This is a genomic window from Arthrobacter jinronghuae, assembly GCF_025244825.1.
Classification (GTDB): domain Bacteria; phylum Actinomycetota; class Actinomycetes; order Actinomycetales; family Micrococcaceae; genus Arthrobacter_B; species Arthrobacter_B jinronghuae.
Map to the genome: position 1 here is coordinate 1,193,012 of NZ_CP104263.1, position 20,475 is coordinate 1,213,486.

At 64.9% G+C, this 20,475-nt stretch carries 16 protein-coding genes, 3 tRNA genes and 2 pseudogenes; 14 read left to right on the forward strand and 7 right to left on the reverse strand.

Annotation, left to right across the window (positions count from 1 at the left end; genetic code table 11):
- Positions 1-58: 58 nt before the first annotated feature.
- A complete protein-coding gene (locus N2K98_RS05415; RefSeq protein WP_255866574.1) occupies positions 59-1,513 on the reverse strand; it encodes a short-chain fatty acid transporter in 1,455 nt (484 codons plus the stop codon).
- A 147-nt stretch (positions 1,514-1,660) separates the two neighbouring features.
- On the opposite strand from N2K98_RS05415, the gene dusB reads away from it, so the two are divergent.
- From dusB to N2K98_RS05440, 5 genes are all read left to right on the forward strand, one after another.
- A complete protein-coding gene (gene dusB / locus N2K98_RS05420) occupies positions 1,661-2,866 on the forward strand; it encodes a tRNA dihydrouridine synthase DusB (RefSeq protein ID WP_370646490.1) in 1,206 nt (401 codons plus the stop codon).
- An 8-nt stretch (positions 2,867-2,874) separates the two neighbouring features.
- A complete protein-coding gene (locus tag N2K98_RS05425) occupies positions 2,875-4,158 on the forward strand; it encodes a deoxyguanosinetriphosphate triphosphohydrolase (RefSeq protein ID WP_255798941.1) in 1,284 nt (427 codons plus the stop codon).
- A 124-nt stretch (positions 4,159-4,282) separates the two neighbouring features.
- Positions 4,283-7,351, forward strand: a complete 3,069-nt coding sequence (locus N2K98_RS05430; protein ID WP_255866575.1) for a thioester domain-containing protein — start codon at positions 4,283-4,285, stop codon at positions 7,349-7,351.
- Positions 7,352-7,471: 120 nt separating this feature from the next.
- Positions 7,472-9,514, forward strand: a complete 2,043-nt coding sequence (gene dnaG, locus N2K98_RS05435) for a DNA primase (RefSeq protein WP_255866576.1) — start codon at positions 7,472-7,474, stop codon at positions 9,512-9,514.
- 73 nt (positions 9,515-9,587) lie between these two features.
- A tRNA-Asn gene (locus N2K98_RS05440) sits at positions 9,588-9,660 on the forward strand.
- Between the two features lie 35 nt (positions 9,661-9,695).
- On the opposite strand, the gene N2K98_RS05445 is transcribed toward N2K98_RS05440, so the two are convergent.
- Positions 9,696-10,142 carry an NUDIX domain-containing protein gene (locus tag N2K98_RS05445; protein ID WP_255866577.1) on the reverse strand — a complete coding sequence of 149 codons (447 nt, stop codon included), beginning with the start codon at positions 10,140-10,142 and terminating at the stop codon, positions 9,696-9,698.
- Between the two features lie 103 nt (positions 10,143-10,245).
- Between N2K98_RS05445 and N2K98_RS05450 the strand changes: the two genes are divergently transcribed.
- The 7 genes from N2K98_RS05450 to N2K98_RS05480 all read left to right on the forward strand — a co-directional run bounded on the left by N2K98_RS05450 (position 10,246) and on the right by N2K98_RS05480 (position 16,151).
- A tRNA-Asn gene (locus N2K98_RS05450) sits at positions 10,246-10,321 on the forward strand.
- 519 nt (positions 10,322-10,840) lie between these two features.
- Positions 10,841-12,277, forward strand: coding sequence for a sugar porter family MFS transporter (locus tag N2K98_RS05455; RefSeq protein ID WP_255866578.1), 1,437 nt, complete (start codon positions 10,841-10,843; stop codon positions 12,275-12,277).
- A gap of 101 nt (positions 12,278-12,378) precedes the next feature.
- On the forward strand, positions 12,379-13,167 hold the full coding sequence (locus N2K98_RS05460) for a phage holin family protein (protein ID WP_255798946.1): 789 nt from the start codon (positions 12,379-12,381) through the stop codon (positions 13,165-13,167).
- Positions 13,168-13,203: 36 nt separating this feature from the next.
- Positions 13,204-13,845, forward strand: a complete 642-nt coding sequence (locus N2K98_RS05465; protein ID WP_308219850.1) for a CDP-alcohol phosphatidyltransferase family protein — start codon at positions 13,204-13,206, stop codon at positions 13,843-13,845.
- Between the two features lie 48 nt (positions 13,846-13,893).
- The gene (locus tag N2K98_RS05470) at positions 13,894-14,826 is read left to right on the forward strand and encodes a DMT family transporter (RefSeq protein ID WP_255866579.1); all 933 of its coding nucleotides are present in this window, start codon (positions 13,894-13,896) and stop codon (positions 14,824-14,826) included.
- A complete protein-coding gene (locus tag N2K98_RS05475; protein ID WP_255866580.1) occupies positions 14,823-16,022 on the forward strand; it encodes a glycosyltransferase in 1,200 nt (399 codons plus the stop codon). Before N2K98_RS05470 ends, N2K98_RS05475 begins: the two co-directional genes overlap by 4 nt.
- A gap of 55 nt (positions 16,023-16,077) precedes the next feature.
- Positions 16,078-16,151 (forward strand) — tRNA-Ile (locus N2K98_RS05480).
- An 89-nt stretch (positions 16,152-16,240) separates the two neighbouring features.
- Here the strand turns inward: N2K98_RS05480 and N2K98_RS05485 are convergent.
- Entirely contained in the window at positions 16,241-16,396 is a 156-nt protein-coding gene (locus N2K98_RS05485) for a hypothetical protein (RefSeq protein WP_255866643.1), read from the reverse strand.
- A 367-nt stretch (positions 16,397-16,763) separates the two neighbouring features.
- Between N2K98_RS05485 and N2K98_RS17265 the strand changes: the two are divergent.
- Both N2K98_RS17265 and N2K98_RS17270 read left to right on the forward strand, forming a co-directional pair.
- Positions 16,764-16,901: pseudogene (locus tag N2K98_RS17265) on the forward strand (hypothetical protein); the annotation flags it as partial.
- A 72-nt stretch (positions 16,902-16,973) separates the two neighbouring features.
- Positions 16,974-17,204: pseudogene (locus tag N2K98_RS17270) on the forward strand (acyltransferase); the annotation flags it as partial.
- Between the two features lie 78 nt (positions 17,205-17,282).
- On the opposite strand, the gene N2K98_RS05500 reads toward N2K98_RS17270, so the two are convergent.
- From N2K98_RS05500 to N2K98_RS05515, 4 genes are read right to left on the reverse strand one after another with little or no spacing between them, the layout of a single operon-like run.
- The gene (locus N2K98_RS05500) at positions 17,283-17,978 is read right to left on the reverse strand and encodes a hypothetical protein (RefSeq protein WP_255866642.1); all 696 of its coding nucleotides are present in this window, start codon (positions 17,976-17,978) and stop codon (positions 17,283-17,285) included.
- Between the two features lie 3 nt (positions 17,979-17,981).
- Positions 17,982-19,634, reverse strand: a complete 1,653-nt coding sequence (locus N2K98_RS05505) for a hypothetical protein (protein ID WP_255866641.1) — start codon at positions 19,632-19,634, stop codon at positions 17,982-17,984.
- A gap of 60 nt (positions 19,635-19,694) precedes the next feature.
- Positions 19,695-20,015 carry a phage holin gene (locus N2K98_RS05510; protein WP_255866640.1) on the reverse strand — a complete coding sequence of 107 codons (321 nt, stop codon included), beginning with the start codon at positions 20,013-20,015 and terminating at the stop codon, positions 19,695-19,697.
- Entirely contained in the window at positions 20,015-20,470 is a 456-nt protein-coding gene (locus tag N2K98_RS05515) for a hypothetical protein (protein WP_255866639.1), read from the reverse strand. Before N2K98_RS05515 ends, N2K98_RS05510 begins: the two co-directional genes overlap by 1 nt.
- Positions 20,471-20,475: the final 5 nt, after the last annotated feature.

Consider the following 20,475-nt stretch of genomic DNA (forward strand, 5'->3'; position numbering starts at 1 on the left):
TAGACGGAAGGGAAGTGCTGTCCCTTCGATCTTAGATGCCGCCGGGGCAGGCGCCGGATTACGGTGCCGGTGCGGCCGGAGGTATCACCGGAGGTTCGAAGCTGAAGGTCATGCCCAGCAGCCAGACCAGCAGCAGCACCACCGGGAGATGGATGGTGAACTGAAGGAAGGTGAATCCCACCAGGTCCCGTGCCCGCAGCTTCAATACCGCCAGCAGCGGGAGCATAAAGAAGGGATTCACCAGGTTCGGCAGGGCCTCGGCAATGTTGTAGATCTGCACGGTCCAGCCCAGGTTCATTTCGACGTCGGTGGCTGACTGCATCACGTAGGGTGCCTCGACCAGCCACTTCCCGCCGCCGGACGGGACAAAGATGCCGAGGATGGCGGTGTAGACGGCTATGACCACGGCAAAGCCGCCGCCGGAACCGATGCTGGTGAAGAACTCCGCCAGATGCTCGGAGACGGTCATGCCGCCCGATCCCTCGGCCTTGGTCAGGATGGCCGCCATGGCCGCATACAGGGGGAACTGCACCAGGATGCCGGCCGTTGCCGGAACGGCTTTGGTCACCGCCTGGAGGAAGTTGCGCGGGGTGCCGTGCAGCACCAGGCCCAGGATCAGGAAGACCAGCAGATAGCCGTTCAGGCTCGAGATCACGGTTAGGAAGGGCTTGGTCAGGAACTGCGATACCAGCCAGCCGGCGGTGAGCAGGCCGAGCAGCACCGGCAGGATGCGGCTGTACTCCAGCCACTCGCCGGGCCGCTCGCGCCGGGCTGCCGGTTCCGGGGAATCGTCCAGGTCCACGCCGAGGTCCTGTGCCGTGCGGATGGCGGCCCCGCGCGGAGCGGAGAAGTGGGCGATGAGGGTGGTCAGGGCAATCAGGATGGCGCAGGTCAGGAGGGACTGCCAGGTGAAGATGGTCTTGCCGAAGTCGAGCACCCCCGTAATCTCCAACAGCGCGGGCGGGAGGGAGGCCGCCGTCGCCTGCAGCTGCGCGGCGGAGGAGGAGAGTCCCAGTGCCCACACGGCTCCCAGCCCCATAAACGCCGCGGCACCCAGGGCACGGTAGTCCACCTGCAGGTCCCGCCGGCGGGCAATTGCCCGTGCCAGCAGACCGCCGAAGACCAGGCTGAGCCCCCAGTTCAGGAAGGACACGGACATGGACAGGAACGCAACAAAGCTCACTGCGGTGGCCGCTGTCTGCGGAACAAGCGCCAGCCGGGCAATCAGCCGTGCCACCGGCGGGGACGTAGCCACGGTGTAGCCGGTAAGCACCACCATGGCCATCTGCAGGGTAAAGGCCGTGAGGTCCCAGAAGCCGTTCCCGAAGGAATCCACCACGGCCTGCGGCGAGGAACCGTTCAGCAGGGCCGCCAACGCGACCAGAACGACGCCGCCGAGGGCGAAGACATAAGCGTCCGGGAACCACTTTTCCGTCCACCGGGCCATCACCTGGGCTACCCGGGCCAGCCCCTTCTCGGACGGTGCGGAGGTGCTTTTGGCAGCGGTGGTCATGGGGAGCCTCGAATCTTCGGTTGCAGCGGCGAAACCGATTGATGCGGAAGTGAAAAGTGATGCAGATCACCAGCACGCTAGGGGCGGCAGGGGAGCGGTGTCAATTCCCCGCGCCGGGGGCGTTTCGCGGGCTCGGCGCCGGGCGGTATCGGATTTGCATCGGCTTGCGAGAATAGAGGGGTGACTGTTTTATCTCCGGAACTCAAGCTTGAGCTTCCCCCGCTGCAATTAGGCCCGATCACCGTGGACACCCCGGTGATCCTGGCACCCATGGCCGGCATCACCAACAAGGCCTTCCGCCGGCTCTGCCGTGAATACGGGGGAGGGCTGTACGTGACTGAGATGGTCACCTCCCGTGCCCTCGTGGAACGCTCGCCGGAATCTATGCGGATCATCAAGCACGACGACGACGAAAAGGTCCGTTCCGTCCAGCTCTACGGTGTGGATCCCAAGACCGTCGGTGCAGCCGTCCGCCTCCTGGTCGAGGAGGACCGCGCCGACCACATTGACCTGAACTTCGGCTGCCCCGTCCCGAAGGTCACCCGCAAGGGCGGCGGTTCGGCCCTGCCGTGGAAGCTGGACCTGTTCACCGCGATTGTGCAGACGGCGGTAAAGGAAGCCTCCCGGGGCAACGTGCCGCTGACCATCAAGATGCGCAAGGGCATTGACGAGGACCACCTGACCTTCCTTGATGCAGGGAAGATCGCCCGCGACTCGGGCGTGGCTGCCGTGACCCTGCACGGCCGTACGGCCTCGCAGTTCTACTCCGGCAAAGCCGACTGGTCCGCCATCGCGGAACTGCGCGAGGCCCTGCCGGACATGAACGTCCTGGGTAACGGCGACATCTGGTCCGCCGAGGACGCCATCCGCATGGTGCGCGAAACCGGCGTTGACGGCGTCGTCATCGGACGCGGCTGCCAGGGCCGCCCGTGGCTCTTCGGTGACCTGGAAGCCGCCTTCGAGGGGAGCACCGAGCGGCACCGGCCCGGATTGAAGCAGGTGTCCGACAGCGTGTACCGGCATGCCGAACTGCTGGTGGAGACCTTCGGCGACGAAGTGATTGCCCTGCGCGACATCCGCAAGCACATGGCGTGGTACTTCAAGGGCTACGTAGTCGGGGGAGACCTCCGCGCTAAACTGGCGACGGTACCGTCCCTGGCGGTCCTCCGCGAACTGCTTGACCAGCTGGACCCCGACGCTCCCTACCCCGGCACAGACGCCGAGGGACCGCGCGGACGGGCCGGAACACCCAAAAAGACAGCGCTGCCGGAAGGCTGGCTGGACGGGCGGGAACTCAACGCCGCCCAGAAATCCATCATCTCCGCAGCCGAACTCGACGTATCAGGCGGCTAAAGCAACCCATGACCTTCCCGCAGGCAGTAGAAACCGCAGGCTATACCGAAGTTGACCTGGCCCGCTGGGTATCGGAACCGGCTAAGAACACCAACCGCACGCAGTTCGGCCGCGACCGTGCGCGGGTGCTGCATTCCTCCGCGCTGCGCCGGCTCGGTGCCAAGACCCAGGTGGTCGCCCCGGACACGGACGACTTCGTCCGTACCCGGCTGACGCACAGCCTCGAAGTGGCGCAGGTGGGCCGGGAACTGGGCAACGCGCTCGGCTGCGATCCCGACGTCGTCGACGCCGCCTGCCTGTCCCATGACCTGGGGCACCCGCCCTTCGGCCACAACGGCGAGACCGCGCTGAACGATATTGCGCATGCGATCGGCGGGTTCGAAGGCAACGCCCAGACGCTGCGGCTGCTGACCCGGCTGGAACCGAAGATCATTGCGCCCGACGGCACACCCGCCGGGCTGAACCTGACCCGGGCCAGCCTGGACGCCGCCACCAAATACCCGTGGTCCATTGCGGACGCTCCGCTCGTCAACGGCCACCGCACCACCAAGTTCGGTGTGTACGAGGATGACCTGCCCGTCTTCACCTGGCTGCGCGACGGCGCCCCGGACGGCCGTTCCTGCCTTGAAGCGCAGGTGATGGACCTGGCGGATGACATCTCCTACTCGGTGCACGACGTCGAAGACGCGATAGTCGCCGGCCACGTCCAGCTCAAGTGGCTGGACAATCCCGACCAGCGTGCCCGCGTGGTGGGCTACACCCAGCAGTGGTACCTGCCCGGCGTCGAGGCTGCCGCCATTGACGCGGCCCTCGCCCGGCTGGAAGCCACCAATGTCTGGGTGCGCGAATCGGACGGCAGCCGCCGTGCGATGGCGGCCCTGAAGGACATGACCAGCCAGCTCATCGGCCGGTTCTGCAACAGCGCCCTCGAAGCGACGCGCGGCATCTACGGCACGGATCCGCTGACCCGGTACAACGCCGAAATGGTGGTCCCCGAGGACACCCAGCTGGAAATCGCCGTCATGAAGGGCCTGGCCACCACGTTCGTTATGACCACCGACCAGCGCCAGCCGCTGTATGAGCGCCAGCGTGAGATCCTCACGGCCCTCGTCGCCCAGCTCTCCGCCACCGGGGATAAGCATCTGGACCCGATGTTCGCCGCAGACTGGCGGGACGCGGCCGACGACGGCGCCCGGCTGCGCGTCGTCGTCGACCAGGTGGCCTCGCTGACAGACGGCTCGGCACTCGCCCTGCACGAGCGGCTGGTAGGCCCGGTTCCGGCGCTCTGGTAGAGATAGCGGCCAGCTCTCTGGCGGTGGGGTGTGTGCCCCGTTAGCCTCTGGCGCGGGGTGGTTCAGCGTTCGGTGATTCACTATCGCCGGATGGTCGGCCGAACACGCGTACCCGAGGACCGCCATGAGCACTCAGCAGACAACCCGTTCCCGCCAGCTACGTCGCGTCAGGCACGGAAGCCGACGGTTCCACTCTCGGAGCCTCCTGGTTTTCCTGCTGGGCCTGGCGATGTTGCCGCTGGGGCTGCCCGCGCAGGCCGCCCTGGATCCCGGGCCTCTTCTTGGTGCGCCTCCTGCCAGCAACTCGAACACTGACATCGTGATCACCTCGCTGGGCGCCGGGACAAGGGTGTCGGGAGGGCTGCCGCCCCTGGGGCAAACCTGGCCCATTGACGCGTATCCCGCCGGTGTTCCGGCCGGGTACCAGACGGAAAACGTCAGCTTTGCCGGCATCATCAATACCCAGGACGCCAGCGGCACCACCACTGCCGAGATGTACTGCATCGACCTGCGCACCTCCACGAGAGCGGGAATCGGCTACGAAAACGGCTCCTGGGATGAGTCCAACGTTCCCAACATCGGGTACGTCAACCGGATCCTGAACACCTACTATCCGAGTACCAACCTTCCGGCAGGCAACGTCAACAACAAGGCCGCCGCAGTGCAGGCTGCCATTTGGTTCTTCACGGACGGGTTTGTCCTCAATCGGCAGAGTTCTCTCTACTCGACCGTCGCCGGGATAGTGAACGACACCATCGCAGCCGGTCCCCTGGAGGAGCCGGACCCTCCGGCGATCGCAATTACTCCGCCCACTACCGGAGCACCCGTGACCGGAGTGGCAGGGCCGCACACGGTGACGTCGGAAGCGGACGAAATCGAAGTAACGGTGGATGAGGGGTTCAGCCTCTACGCCGACGCCGACGGGACCGTTCCGTTGAACAGTCCGGTGCCCAGCGGAACGCAGATCTGGGTGCGCAGCGACACGGGCGCAACGGGACCGGCAAACCTTACGGCCAGGGCCGCGGTCACCGTACCCACAGGCAACGTCTATCTCTACGACGCGGCAACACCGGGGGTGGACAACGCGCAGAAGCTGATCCTGGCTGTCACGCGGGAACTCAGCTCCAATGCGACGGCAGCCGCAGCCTTCACCGAGGTGGGCTCCCTTACCGTCACGAAGACGATTGCCGGCCCGGCCGCCGGCAGCCAGGACGCCGTCGTAATCACTATCGACTGCGGCGCAGACAACCAGTTCACCTTCAACATCGACGCGGAGGCCACCGGCACACTCTCCGAGACGTTCAACGACATTCCCGCGGGCTCCACCTGCACCATTGCGGAACCGACCGACGGCGACAATGACAGCGTCCAGGTCAGCACCATCCTGCCCGGCGCCGTCACCATCGTGTCCGGAACCACTGCCACGGCGGCGGTCACCGACACCTATACCTTTACGCCGGGAACGCTGGTGGTCACCAAAACCAACACCGGGGAGGCGGCCGGGGCCCAGGGCGAGGTGACGATCTCCGTGGTCTGCACCCTGGATGGCACCACGGTCCTGGAAACCGCGGAAACTATTCCGGCAGGAACCACGGACCCGGCTTCGTTCGAGTACCCGGAGCTTGATGCCGGCACCAGCTGCACGGTGACGGAAACCGTTGACGGCTCAAGTACCGCCGTGGCCGTTACCGTGACCGGTGAAGGGACCGTAACGGTTCCGGCCGCGGGCAGCGTTACTGCCGCACTGGCCAATGACTACACCTTCACCGCGGGGACACTCGCCGTCCGGAAGGACATTGCCGGGACGGGGGCCGGCAGGCAGGGCGTTGTCACGCTGCAGGTGACCTGCACCGCTGCAGGCGCGACGGTCCTGAACACGACCGTGCCCGTTGCGGCCGGCACCACGGAACCAACCACCGAGGAGTTTGAGGATCTGCCTGCGGGAGCCACCTGCACGGTCACGGAGACCGCCGATGGCGCCAACACCGAGGTCAGTGTGGAAACTGTGGTTGATCCAGCGGGCGGAACTGTCACCGTTCCCGCGGGCGACGGCGTGGAGGTCACGGTGACGGATACGTACACCGTGAATCCCGGGGCCCTGATAGTTGACAAGGTGATTGCCGGCCCGGCAGCCCGGGAGCAGGGTCCCATCACGGTCGAGGTCGTCTGCACCGCTGACGGAGAAGAGGTGATCCGCCAGGACATCCCCATTGAAGCAGGCGCCGGAGGAACCGTTCCCGGCACTGTCAGCGGAATCCCGGAAGGTGCGAGCTGCGCTGTCTCTGAACCCGCAACGGGTGAAACGCCTGCAGTGGGTGTCACCGTGGAGCTGCCTGAGGATGTGACCATAGCCGCCGGGCAAACGGCGGAAGCTACCGTCACCAATACCTACGCGGTGAACCCGGGCTCCCTGACCGTCACCAAGGTCATTGCCGGTGATGCGGCAGGAAACCAGGAGTACGTGGAGGTCGATGTCCTGTGCACCCTGGACGGGGTGACGGTGTTCGAGGAGACCTCGCAGGTTCCGGCCGGAACCACCGAAGACGTGGGCGCGGTGTTCTCGAACATCCCAGCAGGTGCCTCCTGCGCCATTACGGAGCCGGTGACCGGGGCCACCGCCGCCGTCACCGTCGACACTGATTTGCCCGCCGACGTCGAAATTCTCGCAGGCGATACGGTCGGCACCACCGTGACGAATACCTATGCGTTTCTCCCGGGCACGCTTGCCGTCACCAAGATCATTGCCGGTGAGGCTGCGGGGGAGCAGGGGGAGATTATCCTGCAGATCCGGTGCGGCCCGGACGGTTCGGTGCTGGATGAAACCGTGAGCATTCCCGCCGGCGCCACGGGGGACGTGACCGCTGAATTCGGCGGTCTGGCTGCGGGCAGTGAATGCACGGTGACGGAGACAGCCAGCGGGGCCACGTCTGCGGTGCAAGTGGTCTCGGCCCTTCCGGCTCCGGTCACCATCCCGGCCATGGGTACCGCCACGGCAGAGGTGTCCAACACGTTCAGCTTCGTAGCGGGTTCGGGTTCCGCGGATCAGCCGGCGCAGTACAAGCCGAGCCGGCCGTACCTGCCTGCCACCGGCTTGGAGGTATCCGCCGGTGCCTATCTGGCGCTGGGCGCAGGGCTGTGCCTGATCGGCGGCCTGGGGATCTTCCTCGGCCGGCGTCGGGACGAGGAGCACTAAGGGAACCGGATATTGGAGGCGTTTCGGCGCCCGCGGCTCCATTCGCGGACGCCGAACGCATCTTCCCAGCTTCGCCGGGGCTTCCCAGTCGGTTTGGCGGGGAAGAATAGACTGGATGCTATGGCCGGACTGATCAAGCGTGAAGACATCGATGAAGTGCGGCTGCGCACTGATATCAAGGCCGTGATCGACGGTTACGTGACCCTGAAATCGGCGGGTATCGGCTCCTTCAAGGGGCTGTGCCCTTTCCACGACGAGCGCTCGCCGTCCTTCCACGTCCGCCCGCAGGTGGGCACGTACCACTGCTTCGGCTGCGGTGAGAGCGGCGACGTCATCTCCTTCGTGCAGAAGATGGACCACGGCACCTTCTCCGAAACGGTAGAGAAACTCGCCGCCAGGCTCGGCTACGAGCTGCACTACGAAGACGGCGGCACCGGACCCCGCCGCGAAGACGTGGGCAAGCGCCAGCGCCTGCTGGATGCGCACAAGGTAGCGGCGGAGTTCTTCCGCAGCCAGCTCGGCACCCAAGGTGCCGCCGCTGCCCGGAACTTCCTGCAGGAACGCGGCTTCGACCCGGCAGCAGCGGAGCACTTCGGGGTCGGCTACGCACCGCAGGGCTGGGATTCGCTGCTCAAGCACCTCACGTCCAAGGGCTTCACCCGCGAGGAACTGGCCGAGACCGGAATGTTCTCCACCGGATCGGACGCTTCCCGGTTCTACGACCGGTTCCGGGGCCGGCTGATCTGGCCCATCCGCGACCTCACCGGCGCCGTGATCGGCTTCGGCGCGCGCAAGCTCTACGAAGACGATCAGGGCCCCAAATACCTCAACACCCCCGAAACGCCGCTCTACAAGAAATCCCAGGTCCTTTACGGCATCGACCTGGCCAAACGGGACATCGCCAAGACCCGGCAGCTGGTGGTCGTGGAAGGCTACACCGACGTGATGGCGTGCCATCTGGCCGGCATCACCACCGCCGTCGCCACCTGCGGCACTGCCTTCGGCACCGACCACATCAAGATTGCCCGCCGGCTGCTCTCCGACGACGGCACCGGGGGAGAGGTTATCTTCACCTTCGACGGCGACGCCGCCGGACAGAAGGCAGCACTGCGCGCCTTCGAAGAGGACCAGCGGTTCACCGCCCAGACCTACGTGGCCGTTGACCCCAACGGCATGGACCCGTGTGACATCCGCCAGACCCACGGCGACTCCGCGGTGGCCGAGCTGATCTCTTCCCGCCGCCCGCTTTTCGAGTTCGCTATCCGCTCCACGCTGCGCAAGTTCGATCTCAACACGGTGGAGGGCCGCGTTTCCGCGCTGCGCGCCGCGGCACCGGTGGTGGCGGACATTCGTGACCCGGCCATGCGTCCTGCCTATGCCCGGGAACTCGCCGGGTGGCTGGGCACCGACGTCGACGACGTCAGCCGGGCGGTCAATGCCGCGGCCAAGCGCGGAACGGCGGGGTCCGGCGGAGACAATGCCGGACAGTCGGCACCGGCCGGGCGGCGCCAGGAAGGGCAGCAGACCCGGCAGCAGTTCGGGCGCGGCGGCCAGCAGGGCGGCGGCCAGCAGCAGTACGGCCAGCAGCGAGGGGGCCAGCAGCAGTACGGCCGGCGCGATGAGCAGGCACCGCGGCAGTGGCAGGGCCAGCAGAGCGAGCAGCAGGAGCCGGAGCCTTCATCCGGGTTCAGCCGTCCCAACCCGAATGATCCCGCCGCCCGGATGGAACGGCAGGCGCTGGAAGTCGCCCTGCAGCAGCCGGGCATGCTCGACGCCGGACAGTGGGAACGTTTCAAGGCGGCCCGGTTCACGGTTCCGGCCTACGTGGCTGTCCATGACGCAATCCGTGCCGCCGGTGAAGCCGGAACCGCCCCCGCCTCCTGGGTGGAACGGGTCCGCGAGGAACTACCGGACCCGCTGCGGGGTTTCGTCAGCGAGCTGGCCGTGACGCCGCTGCCGGCCCGGGATGCCGATGCGCTGGCACTGTACTGCCGGGACATTTTGAACCGGCTCTTTGAGCTGCAGGTGACGCACCTCAAGGCCGAAAAGCTGGGGCAGCTGCAGCGCCTGGACCCCAACGCCGATCCGGAACAGTTCCACCAGCTCAACCGTGAGCTCATGGAGCTGGAGATGCAGCGCCGGGCACTGCGGGGAGACCAGTAACCGCCCGGATTCCTCCGGCAGGGTGCCGATTTCGTTTCGGCGCGGAATCTCTGTAAAGTAAAACCTGCCGCTTTCCCCCGTAGCTCAATTGGCAGAGCATTCGACTGTTAATCGAAGGGTTACTGGTTCGAGTCCAGTCGGGGGAGCAACTAAGAGGGCCCCTGATCTGCAGCTATGCGGATCAGGGGTCTTTTTTGTGCTGCCCGAGCTCACCAAGCATGGCGCCGAGCCCGGCAGCAAGGACGTGCGCCTGGGCCAGCGGCATCCACCAGCAGGTCCAGGCTGCGGGCGGCCCGCCGTGCTCCGGTTCCGGCTCTCCGGCGTCCCATCGGGTAGTCGGATCCATTGGAGGGACTTCCAGCCAGAAGAAGTGCCGGGCGGCAATCTCCTGGCGCATCGGCCGCAGGTCGTACCGGGACTCGCCGAGATATCCCGCAACCCTGCCGGTTCGCCCGGTTTCCTCCTGCAGTTCGCGGACTGCGGCATCGGCCGGCTCTTCACCGGGCCGGATAGTTCCCGCCGGGACCTGTACGCCCGTGACTGCCAGGGGCACTTCCTTATGGGTGAAAACCAGCAGATGGCCCTGCTGTACCGCATAGCAGACAACTTTCGGGACCTGTTTGACCATGCGCAACTGTCTCACGGCCTCCGCATCCGCAGCCCAACAGCGCGCCGGAGCGGCCTTGGTTCGGAAGCACCGGGAAATTCCTGTATAGTTGAGGACGCCGCTTTCCCCCGTAGCTCAATTGGCAGAGCATTCGACTGTTAATCGAAGGGTTACTGGTTCGAGTCCAGTCGGGGGAGCCAGCAAAGGGTCTGCAGCACGGGTTTTCCCGTGTCGCAGGCCCTTTTTCGTGGGATCTTCAGCGGCCCTCCCGCGGTTTGTCGGGATACCTGCACTTTGTCCGGTTTCCTGCGGTGCGCGGCGCAGGAAACCCGACAAAACGCAGGGATCCGGACAAAGCGCAGGGAAGCACGCTGGCCGGACCTCGCCCGGCCACCCCGCCGTTCCAGCCGCAGCGGCGGCCGCTTCCGGGTAGCTGACTCCCGCCGGGACAGAGCCGGGACCCTGTGAGGTGAGCGACATCAGGTGCGTTCCCCTTCCACGGTTCCGGTTCCCCGACGGGACTCTCCGCCCGATACTGGCACTGAAATTCAAGGGCCAGGGCTTGGAATCCGAATGAACCGTTGAGGGCCCATCTGCCTTTGGAGACGCACTCCGGCTACCCTGCATGAACAAGCATGCTTAGTGTTATGCGTAGGCTTAAGTGTTTTGACACCAGTCACGTGTACGCAGCTAGTTGAGTAGAAAACGAGGAACGGTCGATGGGCGCGACGCAGCCAGGACCTAACAAGGACGGATCCGAACGGGTAGCCCACCCCGGCAAGGTGATTGGTGTCACCGTTGCCGCAGCGGTGGGCGGATTGCTCTTCGGGTTCGATACCGCAGTGATCAACGGTGCGGTGGATGCCATCGGTGAGGAATTCACTCTCAGCCCGGGCATCCTGGGCTTTACCGTTGCCATCACGCTGCTCGGCTGTGCTGCCGGTGCATGGTTTGCCGGCCAGCTGGCGGACAAGCTAGGCCGCAAATTGGTTATGGTCGGTGCCGCCGTGCTGTTTGCGGCCAACTCCGTGGGTTCGGCACTGGCCTTCTCCGAGTGGGACCTCATGCTCTGGCGGCTGGTCGGCGGCCTGGCCATCGGTACCGCCTCCGTCATCGCCCCCGGTTACATTGCCGAAGTGGCACCCGCAAAATGGCGCGGTGCGCTGGGCTCAGTTCAGCAGCTAGCAATCACGATCGGCATCTTTGCCGCCCTGCTCTCCGATGCCTTCCTGGCGAACACCGCGGGCAGCGCGCTCGGCGAACTGTGGTGGGGCCTGCCGGCCTGGCGCTGGATGCTGCTGGTCGGTGTCGTCCCCGCCATTGTCTACGGTGTCCTCGCACTGACCATTCCGGAGTCCCCGCAGTACCTGGTCCGGAAGAACCGTGACGCGGAAGCCGCCAAGGTGCTCACCACCATCTCCGGCGTGACGGATACGGACCGCAAGATCGCCGACATCCGCGACAGCTTCAAGAGCCCGCAGCCGACGTTCCGGGACCTGCGCGGTCCCAAGTTCGGGCTCCAGCCCATCCTGTGGGTCGGTATGGCCATTGCCGCGTTCCAGCAACTGGTCGGCATCAATGCGATCTTCTACTACTCCACCACTCTGTGGCGGTCCGTGGGCTTCAGCGAAAGCGATTCCTTTACGACGTCGGTGATCACCTCGATCGTGAACGTCGTGATGACGCTGGTTGCCATCGCCTTCGTGGACCGCATCGGCCGGCGCAAGCTGCTGATGATCGGTTCCGCCGGTATGTTCGTGGGCCTGCTGGCAGCCACGGTTTCGTTCTTCCAGGCCGTGGACGTAGACGGCGAAGTCTCCCTGCCCGGCATCTGGGGTCCGGTGGCCCTGGTAGGCGCGAACCTCTTCGTGGTCTTCTTTGCGGCGACTTGGGGGCCGGTCATGTGGGTGACGCTGGGCGAGGTCTTCCCGAACAACATCCGCTCCCTGGCCCTGGGCCTTGGCGCGATGGTCAACTGGATCTTCAATTTCATTGTTACCCTTGCCTTCCCGTGGGTCAGCGATAACTTCGGGGTCTGGATCATGTACGCCATCTTTACCGCTTTCGCGGTCCTGTCCTTCTGGTTCGTGAAGACCAAACTTCCCGAGCTGTCCGGCCGCGAGCTCGAGGACCGCGAGGGCCTCGAAACGTCCTGACGCGCAAGTGGTGCAGATGGGCAAACTGATAACACTGAGGAGAATGGTAATTTGGGGTTATGGCAACGGTGAATACTGAACAGGGGACGGAGGCTGGGCGCATGAACCGCTCCGCTAGCACTCGGACACAGCGAACGGCGGGAAGCTCGTCGCTGGTTGGGCTGGCGAAGGTCATGGCCCGCCTGACGCCGCGTCAGCTGAATGACGAGTTCGCCCTCGCCACAGCCGAAATGAAGCAAAAGGGCATCAAGGCCGGCATTGCTGCCGCGTTTATGGTGGTGGCGCTGCTTATGGTCGCCGCGCTGGCCATTTCTCTGCTGGTAGCCGGCATCCTGGCACTGTCGCTGGTTCTGCCGGGCTGGCTGGCAGCCCTGCTGGTCGCCGCCTTGTTCCTGGTGATCGCAGGCATTGCCGGATTCATCGGCTACAGCCGCTTCAAGAAGACCCTGCCGCTGCTTCCGGAGGAAGCCATCCGCGGCATCCGCTACGACGTCGGCGTGCTGAAGGAAGGCCGCAGCTTCGATCCGGCCACGCTGGACAAGCCCAAGGAACCGAAGGAAAAGAAGGACAAGAAGGCCGAGAAGGATGACAAGCCTGAAGGTCCGAAGCCGCCCACTCCGGAGGAACTGCGCACCCGTGCGCGGCAGCGCCGCGAGCACCTCGCTGCCGTCCGTGACGGGCTCGGCGAGAAGGTGGACGTCAAGGCCCGCATCCAGGAGCTCAAGTCCCGCCGTGCTGCTGCAGCCCGCGGCAAGGAAGACAGCACCGCCGGTCCCTCCACGGCCGACGACGTGCTGGCCATGATCAAGGAACGCTGGCAGCCGCTTTCGGTAATGGCCGCCTCCCTGCTGGCACTGCTGCTCATGTCCCGTCGGCTCGCGCGAAAGTAAGCTGTACTCGTACATCTTTGACGAGGGGAACGGACCGTGATCAGATTTATCGGTGCCGGAACGCGTCCCGATACGGAAATAACCGTATTGGAACGGTTCTGGACTTTACCGAATCTGGTCACGGTCCTTCGCTTTCTCGGCATCCCCCTGTTTGTGCTGTTTATCAGCCAGGACCGGTATGGGAGTGCGTTCCTCACCTTGGTGGCAGTGGGCTGCACCGACTGGATCGACGGCTATCTTGCCCGCAGGCTGAACCAGGTCTCCGCTACCGGCCAGTGGCTGGATCCGGTAGCGGACAGGCTGGCACTGATCATTGTGGCCGCCACTTTTGTGGTGGACGGCATCGCTCCGGCCTGGCTGATCCTCAGCATCGCCATCCCCGACGCCGTCCTGATCGCCAACTCGCTCCTGCTGTTCCGGGGAAACCCCGACCTGCCGGTGAGCATCGTCGGCAAAATCCGCACCGCGTTGCTGCTGCTGGGTGCGCCCCTGCTGCTGCTGGACCGGGTGGAGGGATTTGACCAGCACTGGCTCGAGGTTTCCGGTTCCGCCGTGCTGGCACTGGGCTGCATCGGCCACGTCGTGGCAGCCGCCGGATACCTTGTTGCAGCGTGGCGCAAATACCTGCACCAGCGCGGGCAGGTACCGGCCGGAACCGGAACCGGCCATGCACCCTAGGACGGAATCCGTTCCCGCGGACCGCACGGCAGCTTCTGGACCAGGCCGATGGTAGGTATCGCCGTAGCCTGCGCCCTGGCCAGCGCCTTCTTCCTTGCCTTCGGCGCCCAGCGCCAAGGCAGTGCAGTCAAGGCAGACACGGGCGGACTGGGGCTGAACTCGTCCCAGATCAGCCGTCTGCTGCGCAACCCGCGCTGGCTACTCGGTCTTTTACTGCTGGGGACCGGCATGGCCCTGAACGTGGCCGCACTGTCGATGGCGCCGCTGACGGTGGTGCAGCCGATCGGTTCCATCGCGCTGGTCATCACGACCGTGGTGAATTCACGGGACCAGGGCCTGCACATGAACCGCATTACGGTTGCCGCGATTACCGCGTGCGTGGCCGGCAGCATGCTCTTCGTGTCGCTGGCCATCATGGTCACCCGGTCGGAGCAGGTGGTGGAGCCGCGTCAGGAAGTGACAATTGTCCTCATCCTCGCCGTCGTCGTGCTCTTCTTCGGTGGCCTGAACGTGTTCTTCGGCAAGCGGCTCCGGGCTATTGTGCACATCCTCGGCGCCGGCATCCTGTTCGGCTTCGTTGCGGTCCTGACCAAGGTTATTGCCGGGGACCTGCTGAACCCGAACGGCCGGTTCCTGCTGAACGTGCCCTGGTACACCATCGTGGCGATTGCCGCCGCAGGTGCACTCGGTTCCTGGTTCGTGCAGAACGCCTATTCGAGCGGCCCGCCGGACCTGGTGATTGCGGGGCTGACGGTAATCGACCCCATGGTGGGAATCGCCATCGGTATTGGAGTCCTGCACGAATTGCGGCCGGATGTTCCGGCCGTGGCCGCGGTGGCCATGTCCGTGGCGGCCTTGATTGCTATTGTTGGGGTCGTTGCCCTTTCGAGGTATCACCCTGACGTTATCCAGCGTCGGAACGAAGAGCGGAGGCGGCAAAAGCCGGCCTCAAAGAATCCGAAAGCAGGACCTACAACGTGACCGACGCCCCGGTAGACAAACCGCTGACTGTCCTCATCGCTTGTGACACGTATCCTCCCCACCTGAACGGCGCCGCGCAGTTCGGCTACCGGCTGGCCCGCGGGATGCATGGGCGTGGGCACAACGTCCACGTACTGGCTCCCAACGATGTCAACGGCGGCAGCCGCAGCGATCTTGAGGGGGAGTGGCCGGTCCACCGGCTCCGTTCCCACGGGGTCCCTACCCACGAATACTGGCGGATCTGCCTGCCCTGGGAGATCAAGAAGGAAATCGCACTGCTGTTCGATCGGGTGCAGCCCGACGTCGTGCACATCCAGTGCCACTACATGGTGGGGGAGTACACGCTCTACGAGGCCCGTAAGCGCGGTATCCGCGTCATTGCGACCAACCACTTCATGCCGGCGAACCTTGATCCGTTCCTGCCTTTCCCCAAGTGGTTGAAGCGGATCGTCGCGACCAACTCCTGGAAGGACATGGGTAAGGTGATGGGCCAGGCGCAGGTGGTCACCACGCCGACGCCGCTGGCCGCCGAGGCGATGTACCGCCACGCCTTCCTGCATGACGTGATGCCGCTGTCCAACGGCATTGACGCGTCGGTTTACGAGTTGCATGACGGAGAGCAGATTCCCCCGCACGAGGCGCCCACCGTTCTTTTCGTCGGCCGGCTGGCCGAAGAAAAGCACGTGGACGTGCTGATCGATGCCGTAGCGAAGACTCCGGCCCACCTCGGGGTGCGGGCGGAGATCATCGGCGGCGGCGAGGTCCGGACCGCGCTGGAAGCCCAGGTCCAGCGGCTGGGACTGCAGGACCGGGTGGTCTTCCGCGGGTTGGTCTCCGACGAAGAGCTGCGGGAGGCGTACCTCAAGGCCGATCTGTTCTGCATGCCGGGTACCGCGGAGCTGCAGTCGCTGGTGACGCTGGAAGCAATGTCGGCGTCGAAGCCTGTGCTGCTGGCAGATGCGATGGCGTTGCCGCACCTCGTGGACAAGGGGCGCAACGGCTACCTGTTTACGCCGGGGGACAGCTCAGAGCTGGCCGGGCGCATCACGGAGATCCTGGAACTGCCCGCCGACGAGCGGGAGAAAATGGGCCGGACCAGCCGCGAGATGGTGGACCGGCACAGCCTGGAAGCCACGCTGTCCACCTTTGAAGATCTCTACCGCGGGGATCCGGGGAAACGCGTCAACGCGGGCTGATTGGTTGTCCAGTCCCCGGACCCACTAGGATGGCATCGTTGCCTCTTGGCACCCGGGGGCTGTAGCTCAGCTGGTCAGAGCAGCGGACTCATAATCCGTGGGTCGTGGGTTCAAGCCCCACCAGCCCTACGACATTCCGGGCCTTCCAAGCGATTGGGAGGCCCGGATTTGTCTCTGGTCATCGGAAAGTCATCGAAAAGTCCGTGGAGACGCGTGGATTACAGGACGTCGTAGGGGTCGATCCAGTCCGACTCCTCGCGCCGGATCCGGGTCACCGCGGCGGCCGGCACCCACTCATCCGTGACCACGCCCTCCGGCTCCGCATGGAACAGAACAAACTCCTGCGTCCAGGCCAGCCCTTTGCCGTCTCTCACAGCCCCGTCAGGGAATCGGGCCCGGATGTACGGCTCACGCCGGTACGGGGCGTGTACGACCCGCCCAGGCGGGCAGGAAGTCCCGCCGGACAAGCTGTAGGGCGTGGACATGACATCAACTTTATTCACTCCGGGATGCTCTCATCCAGCACTGACTTAACGACAAAACCGCCCCCACCCGGTGAAGGGTGAGGGCGGTCACTAACGTTAGGATGTCTGGATGAAGACTATTCGGGGGACTTTCAAAGACACATCGAGTTGGGCTCGCCTGCGGGGAGCAGCAACGGGCGCAAGTATTCTCGCGGGGGAAGTCGTAGGAAATGTGCCGTCTGGAACCCTTCGGACTTTCGGCGCGAGGATGCTGGGCATGAGGGTGGCGCCCACGGCCAAGCTGTACCGCTGGCGTGAGGTACGCGCCGCCGGGAACATATCAATCGGCGATGGCTCGATCATTGGTATGCGAGCGACCCTGGATGGGCGCGAAGGAATCGTGATCGGGAAGAACGTCAACATTTCCAGCGAGGTGGCTCTTTGGACTCTGCAGCACGACTACAACAGCCCCACTTTCGCGACTTCGGGCGGGCCGATCGTTATCCGCGACCGCGCTTGGATTAGCTTCAGGGCAACCATCCTGCCGGGTGTGGTCATCGGCGAAGGGGCTGTCGTAGCCGCCAACTCGGTCGTCACGAAAGACGTTGAGCCCTTCACGGTCGTTGGCGGCATCCCCGCCAAGAAGATCGGGGAGAGGAACCCGAGCGTCTCCTATGAGTGGACCAAGGCCCGCAGCCACGCCCCCTGGCTGATTTAACGCCAACCTCGGGTGGGTCCCGCAGGGAAAGCACGCAGGCCCCCACGATTCGAGGTCGGGGCCTGCGCGGCACAACTGCTAGGCCACTTGCCACTCAGTCATCAGAGCCGTGTTTAGGGCGGTTGCCTGCGCGTCGGTAAGCGCTTGATCCCATAGCGCGAACTCATAGCCCCGAAAGGCTGCAGTGTTGGCGTTCATACCCCAGAGCACAGTCGGGTCGGCGGCTGAGGGGGCGCTGCCAGCCCCTGCCGTAACGGCCCCATTCACCCACACCTTAGTGTCGGCGGCACTGAAGCGCGCAATAACGACCTTGCGGGCGGTGCCAATAGCGGGCGCCGAACTCGTCAGCGAGTCGCCCACGAGTACATTCCCGCCGCCGTTGATGGCGATATTCTTACCGCCATATCGTGCGACGTATTGAGCCGACGGATTGGTGGTGAATTCAAACACGACAGCCATGGTGATTGCTGCCGGTGCAGCTTTCGACCCCTGCAGCAACTTCTTTGCGGGCGTGATGCTGAAGAGCAGGTGCGGCGGCAGCCCGGATGAGGAGTTTTCCAGGGTGGGCTGCTGGTCAACCAACCCTCGGGCCAGGGTAATTCCTCCGTTGAGGTCTGGCAGGGCGCCTACATTGGCACCTAGTGCCGTCGTCAATGTATAGGGCAAATAGCGGTGGGCCGGCGCGGGCCCAGGTAGTCCGTGGAGGATGAAGGGAAGCCCCTCCACCCCGGACCCACTGAAGGTGGTGGGAAGGACGATCTGTGTTCCGGTCATATTTTAGGCCCAGCCTCTCGAAATGAATTCTTGTTTTACTCGCTTGGAGACCGCAGTCCGGCCCGCCAGGTTCAGGTGCACGTCATCACTACGGAAGCTCCGTGGGGTCAAGCCCGCAGCAATGTCGGCGCGGTCGTCAGTGGTAAACACGATCCCCGCGGCTGTTGCTGCGGCGTCGGTGCGGAGCCAGTCTGCCACCCGCACATAGTTCTCCGGCCACTCTTGGGAGTAAGCCCAATTCACAGCGTCGGCGCTTTCAGTGCTGTTGGCCCACGGCAGTACCTGCAGGACGAGGAACCGCTTCACCCCGGCACTCTGGTACGCTGCCATCGCCCGCACGGCGTTGAGGTTACTGGTCACTCCGGTCGGATCGTTGCGGCCCACCCAGTAGACCTGCACCCAGTCGCGCCGGGTCGCACCATCATCGGGGGTGAACTTGGCTGGCTCCCTCAACACGACAGCAGCACCCGCCGTGTCGCGGGTAAACGTCCATGGGCCGGTGAAGCTATCAGATTTGAGTACGCCTGGGATGCCAGCAATGACGCCTCGCCGATGGTTGTTGGTGGCGGTGGGCACGTTCACGGGGTCCACATTGAGAGTCACGTTCGCGGGACCGCTGGCCGGGATCGTGTTGTTCGAGAACGTAACCAAAGCCTGTGCCCCGCCCTGCCGGGCCGCGATCGGCTTGGCGGGCTGCGAGGACCAACCGCCGTTGTAGAACGGCACGCGCAGGTCGTTGGCAAGCAGCGCGATCCACGATGTAGTGTCGCCGCCGATCTCCGTTATGGAGTCACCCCATGCGGCCACTCCGGGGCCAGCGACGAGCCCCTTCGGGAGGTTTGCAGATGCCCCGCCGCCGCCACGGGCCACAATGCGCTCAGCGGCCCACTTCGGCACAGTTCCGTCCTGCTGGATGACGAGCTCGGAATACCGGCGCCCATCGGTGAATCCGCCCGCATAGACACTGTCTCTGAATGGCGCGAAGGCGGAACCGGACAAGTAGGTCTCCGCGAAATCTAGTCCGGGGATCTCAACGCCGCCGTCATGACGAACAAGGAGGGATGCGCGACGGCGCTGATCTGTGATAGCCCAAGCATAGGTTGGGTTGTCGAGGACTCGCTGCATTCGCTGGTCTGCGCCTTCGACCAGATCCTTATTCCCAACCTCAGTGGCGACTGCCGCTGCTGCCGCAGCTGCTACGGCTGGCTGTGCTGCAACTGCAGACGCGGCGATGGCCGGGATGTCCGCCCGCTGGATGCCACGGTCTACAGCTTCGTCGGCAGGTGCTTGCGCTTCTGCTGCAGCATCTTTGGCGGCCTCCGCCGCCGCACCCGCAGACTCCTTGGCCGCCCCGGCGTCAGCCGCCGCCGTGTCAACTTTCGCGAGGATGCTCCGCACCGCATAGACGGGGACGGGGGGCAATGTCCCGGACTTCGCCACCGCGGACCGGGTCGGGAGTTTGAACCCGCCAGCATTGTTGATGTACCCGTACGTGTCAGCCTTCGGCGCGGTACCGATCGGGCGTCCGTCCATCGCGAACACTTCCAGGGGGGTCGAGTACGAGGTGTCTGACTCGGCGTAGAACTGGACGACGGCACCCGGCTGGGGTGCGCGACCGTTCGTCGTCAGCAGGGCGTCATAAGCGTAAAGCTCCAAAGGGGCCTCCAAAAGGGCATGAAAAAAGGCCCCCAGTGGAGGCCCCGGAATGGGTGGGGGTCAGGCGCGGTGCTTCGGTTCGTCGCCGTCGCGGGATAGCTGGGCGGCAAGACGCGCCGCGGTTTCCTGCGCGTTCACCACGTCGCCGTCGATGCGGAACTCCGGCACCGGCGCCTCCTGCTTCGGAGTCGATTCGGCCCGCACAGGCGCGGTGTTCGGTGCCGCGAGTCCTGCCGTGCCAAGACCAAGAACCGCGGCGGCCAAGTTCAGCCACACCTGTGTATCCTCCCCGCCGACGAAGCCGAGGATCACCAGCACGGGGATGGCAGCCGCGACGATGCCGTAAATCCACTTACGAGTGTTCGGGTCTTTGATGAACATCAGGACTCCTCGGGTGCGGGGTGGGGCTGTGCAGCGGTGGCTTTGGGTGCGGCGTCGATGAACTTCTGCGGGACCACGCGGAGACTGATGCCCGCAGCGTTGACGACATTCCACTCATCGAGGGTGACCGGGCGGAGCTTGCCGGTGGCGACGTCGAGGGCGTACACCGTCGCGTCCTTCTCCGACTTCACGTAGTACGTCGGCGCGGTAGCCTCCACGGCGTCACGGATCGCCTGGCCTACTTGATCAGCGGATTGGCTACCCGCCAGGGCCTGCACCGCGGCGGTGAGGCCTGCCATTTCGCGCCGGACTATGTTGATGTCTCCCTGGCTGGCGATCAGCCCAGCCGGACCCGCGGTATTGATGCGTCCCGCGACGGTGGAGAGGTTGGTCTGTTCGTTCATAAGGTGACGGAGATTCTTTTCGAAGTCTTCGCGTCCTGCGTAGTAGCCCATAGGGG

Coding starts and splice junctions, on each gene's coding strand:
- N2K98_RS05415 (WP_255866574.1), bottom strand. CDS start 1,513: ATGACCACCGCTGCCAAAAGCACCTCCGCACCGTCCGAGAAGGGGCTG.
- N2K98_RS05425 (WP_255798941.1), top strand. CDS start 2,875: ATGACCTTCCCGCAGGCAGTAGAAACCGCAGGCTATACCGAAGTTGAC.
- N2K98_RS05430 (WP_255866575.1), top strand. CDS start 4,283: ATGAGCACTCAGCAGACAACCCGTTCCCGCCAGCTACGTCGCGTCAGG.
- dnaG (WP_255866576.1), top strand. CDS start 7,472: ATGGCCGGACTGATCAAGCGTGAAGACATCGATGAAGTGCGGCTGCGC.
- N2K98_RS05445 (WP_255866577.1), bottom strand. CDS start 10,142: ATGGTCAAACAGGTCCCGAAAGTTGTCTGCTATGCGGTACAGCAGGGC.
- N2K98_RS05455 (WP_255866578.1), top strand. CDS start 10,841: ATGGGCGCGACGCAGCCAGGACCTAACAAGGACGGATCCGAACGGGTA.
- N2K98_RS05460 (WP_255798946.1), top strand. CDS start 12,379: ATGAACCGCTCCGCTAGCACTCGGACACAGCGAACGGCGGGAAGCTCG.
- N2K98_RS05470 (WP_255866579.1), top strand. CDS start 13,894: ATGGTAGGTATCGCCGTAGCCTGCGCCCTGGCCAGCGCCTTCTTCCTT.
- N2K98_RS05500 (WP_255866642.1), bottom strand. CDS start 17,978: ATGACCGGAACACAGATCGTCCTTCCCACCACCTTCAGTGGGTCCGGG.
- N2K98_RS05510 (WP_255866640.1), bottom strand. CDS start 20,015: ATGTTCATCAAAGACCCGAACACTCGTAAGTGGATTTACGGCATCGTC.
- N2K98_RS05515 (WP_255866639.1), bottom strand. CDS start 20,470: ATGGGCTACTACGCAGGACGCGAAGACTTCGAAAAGAATCTCCGTCAC.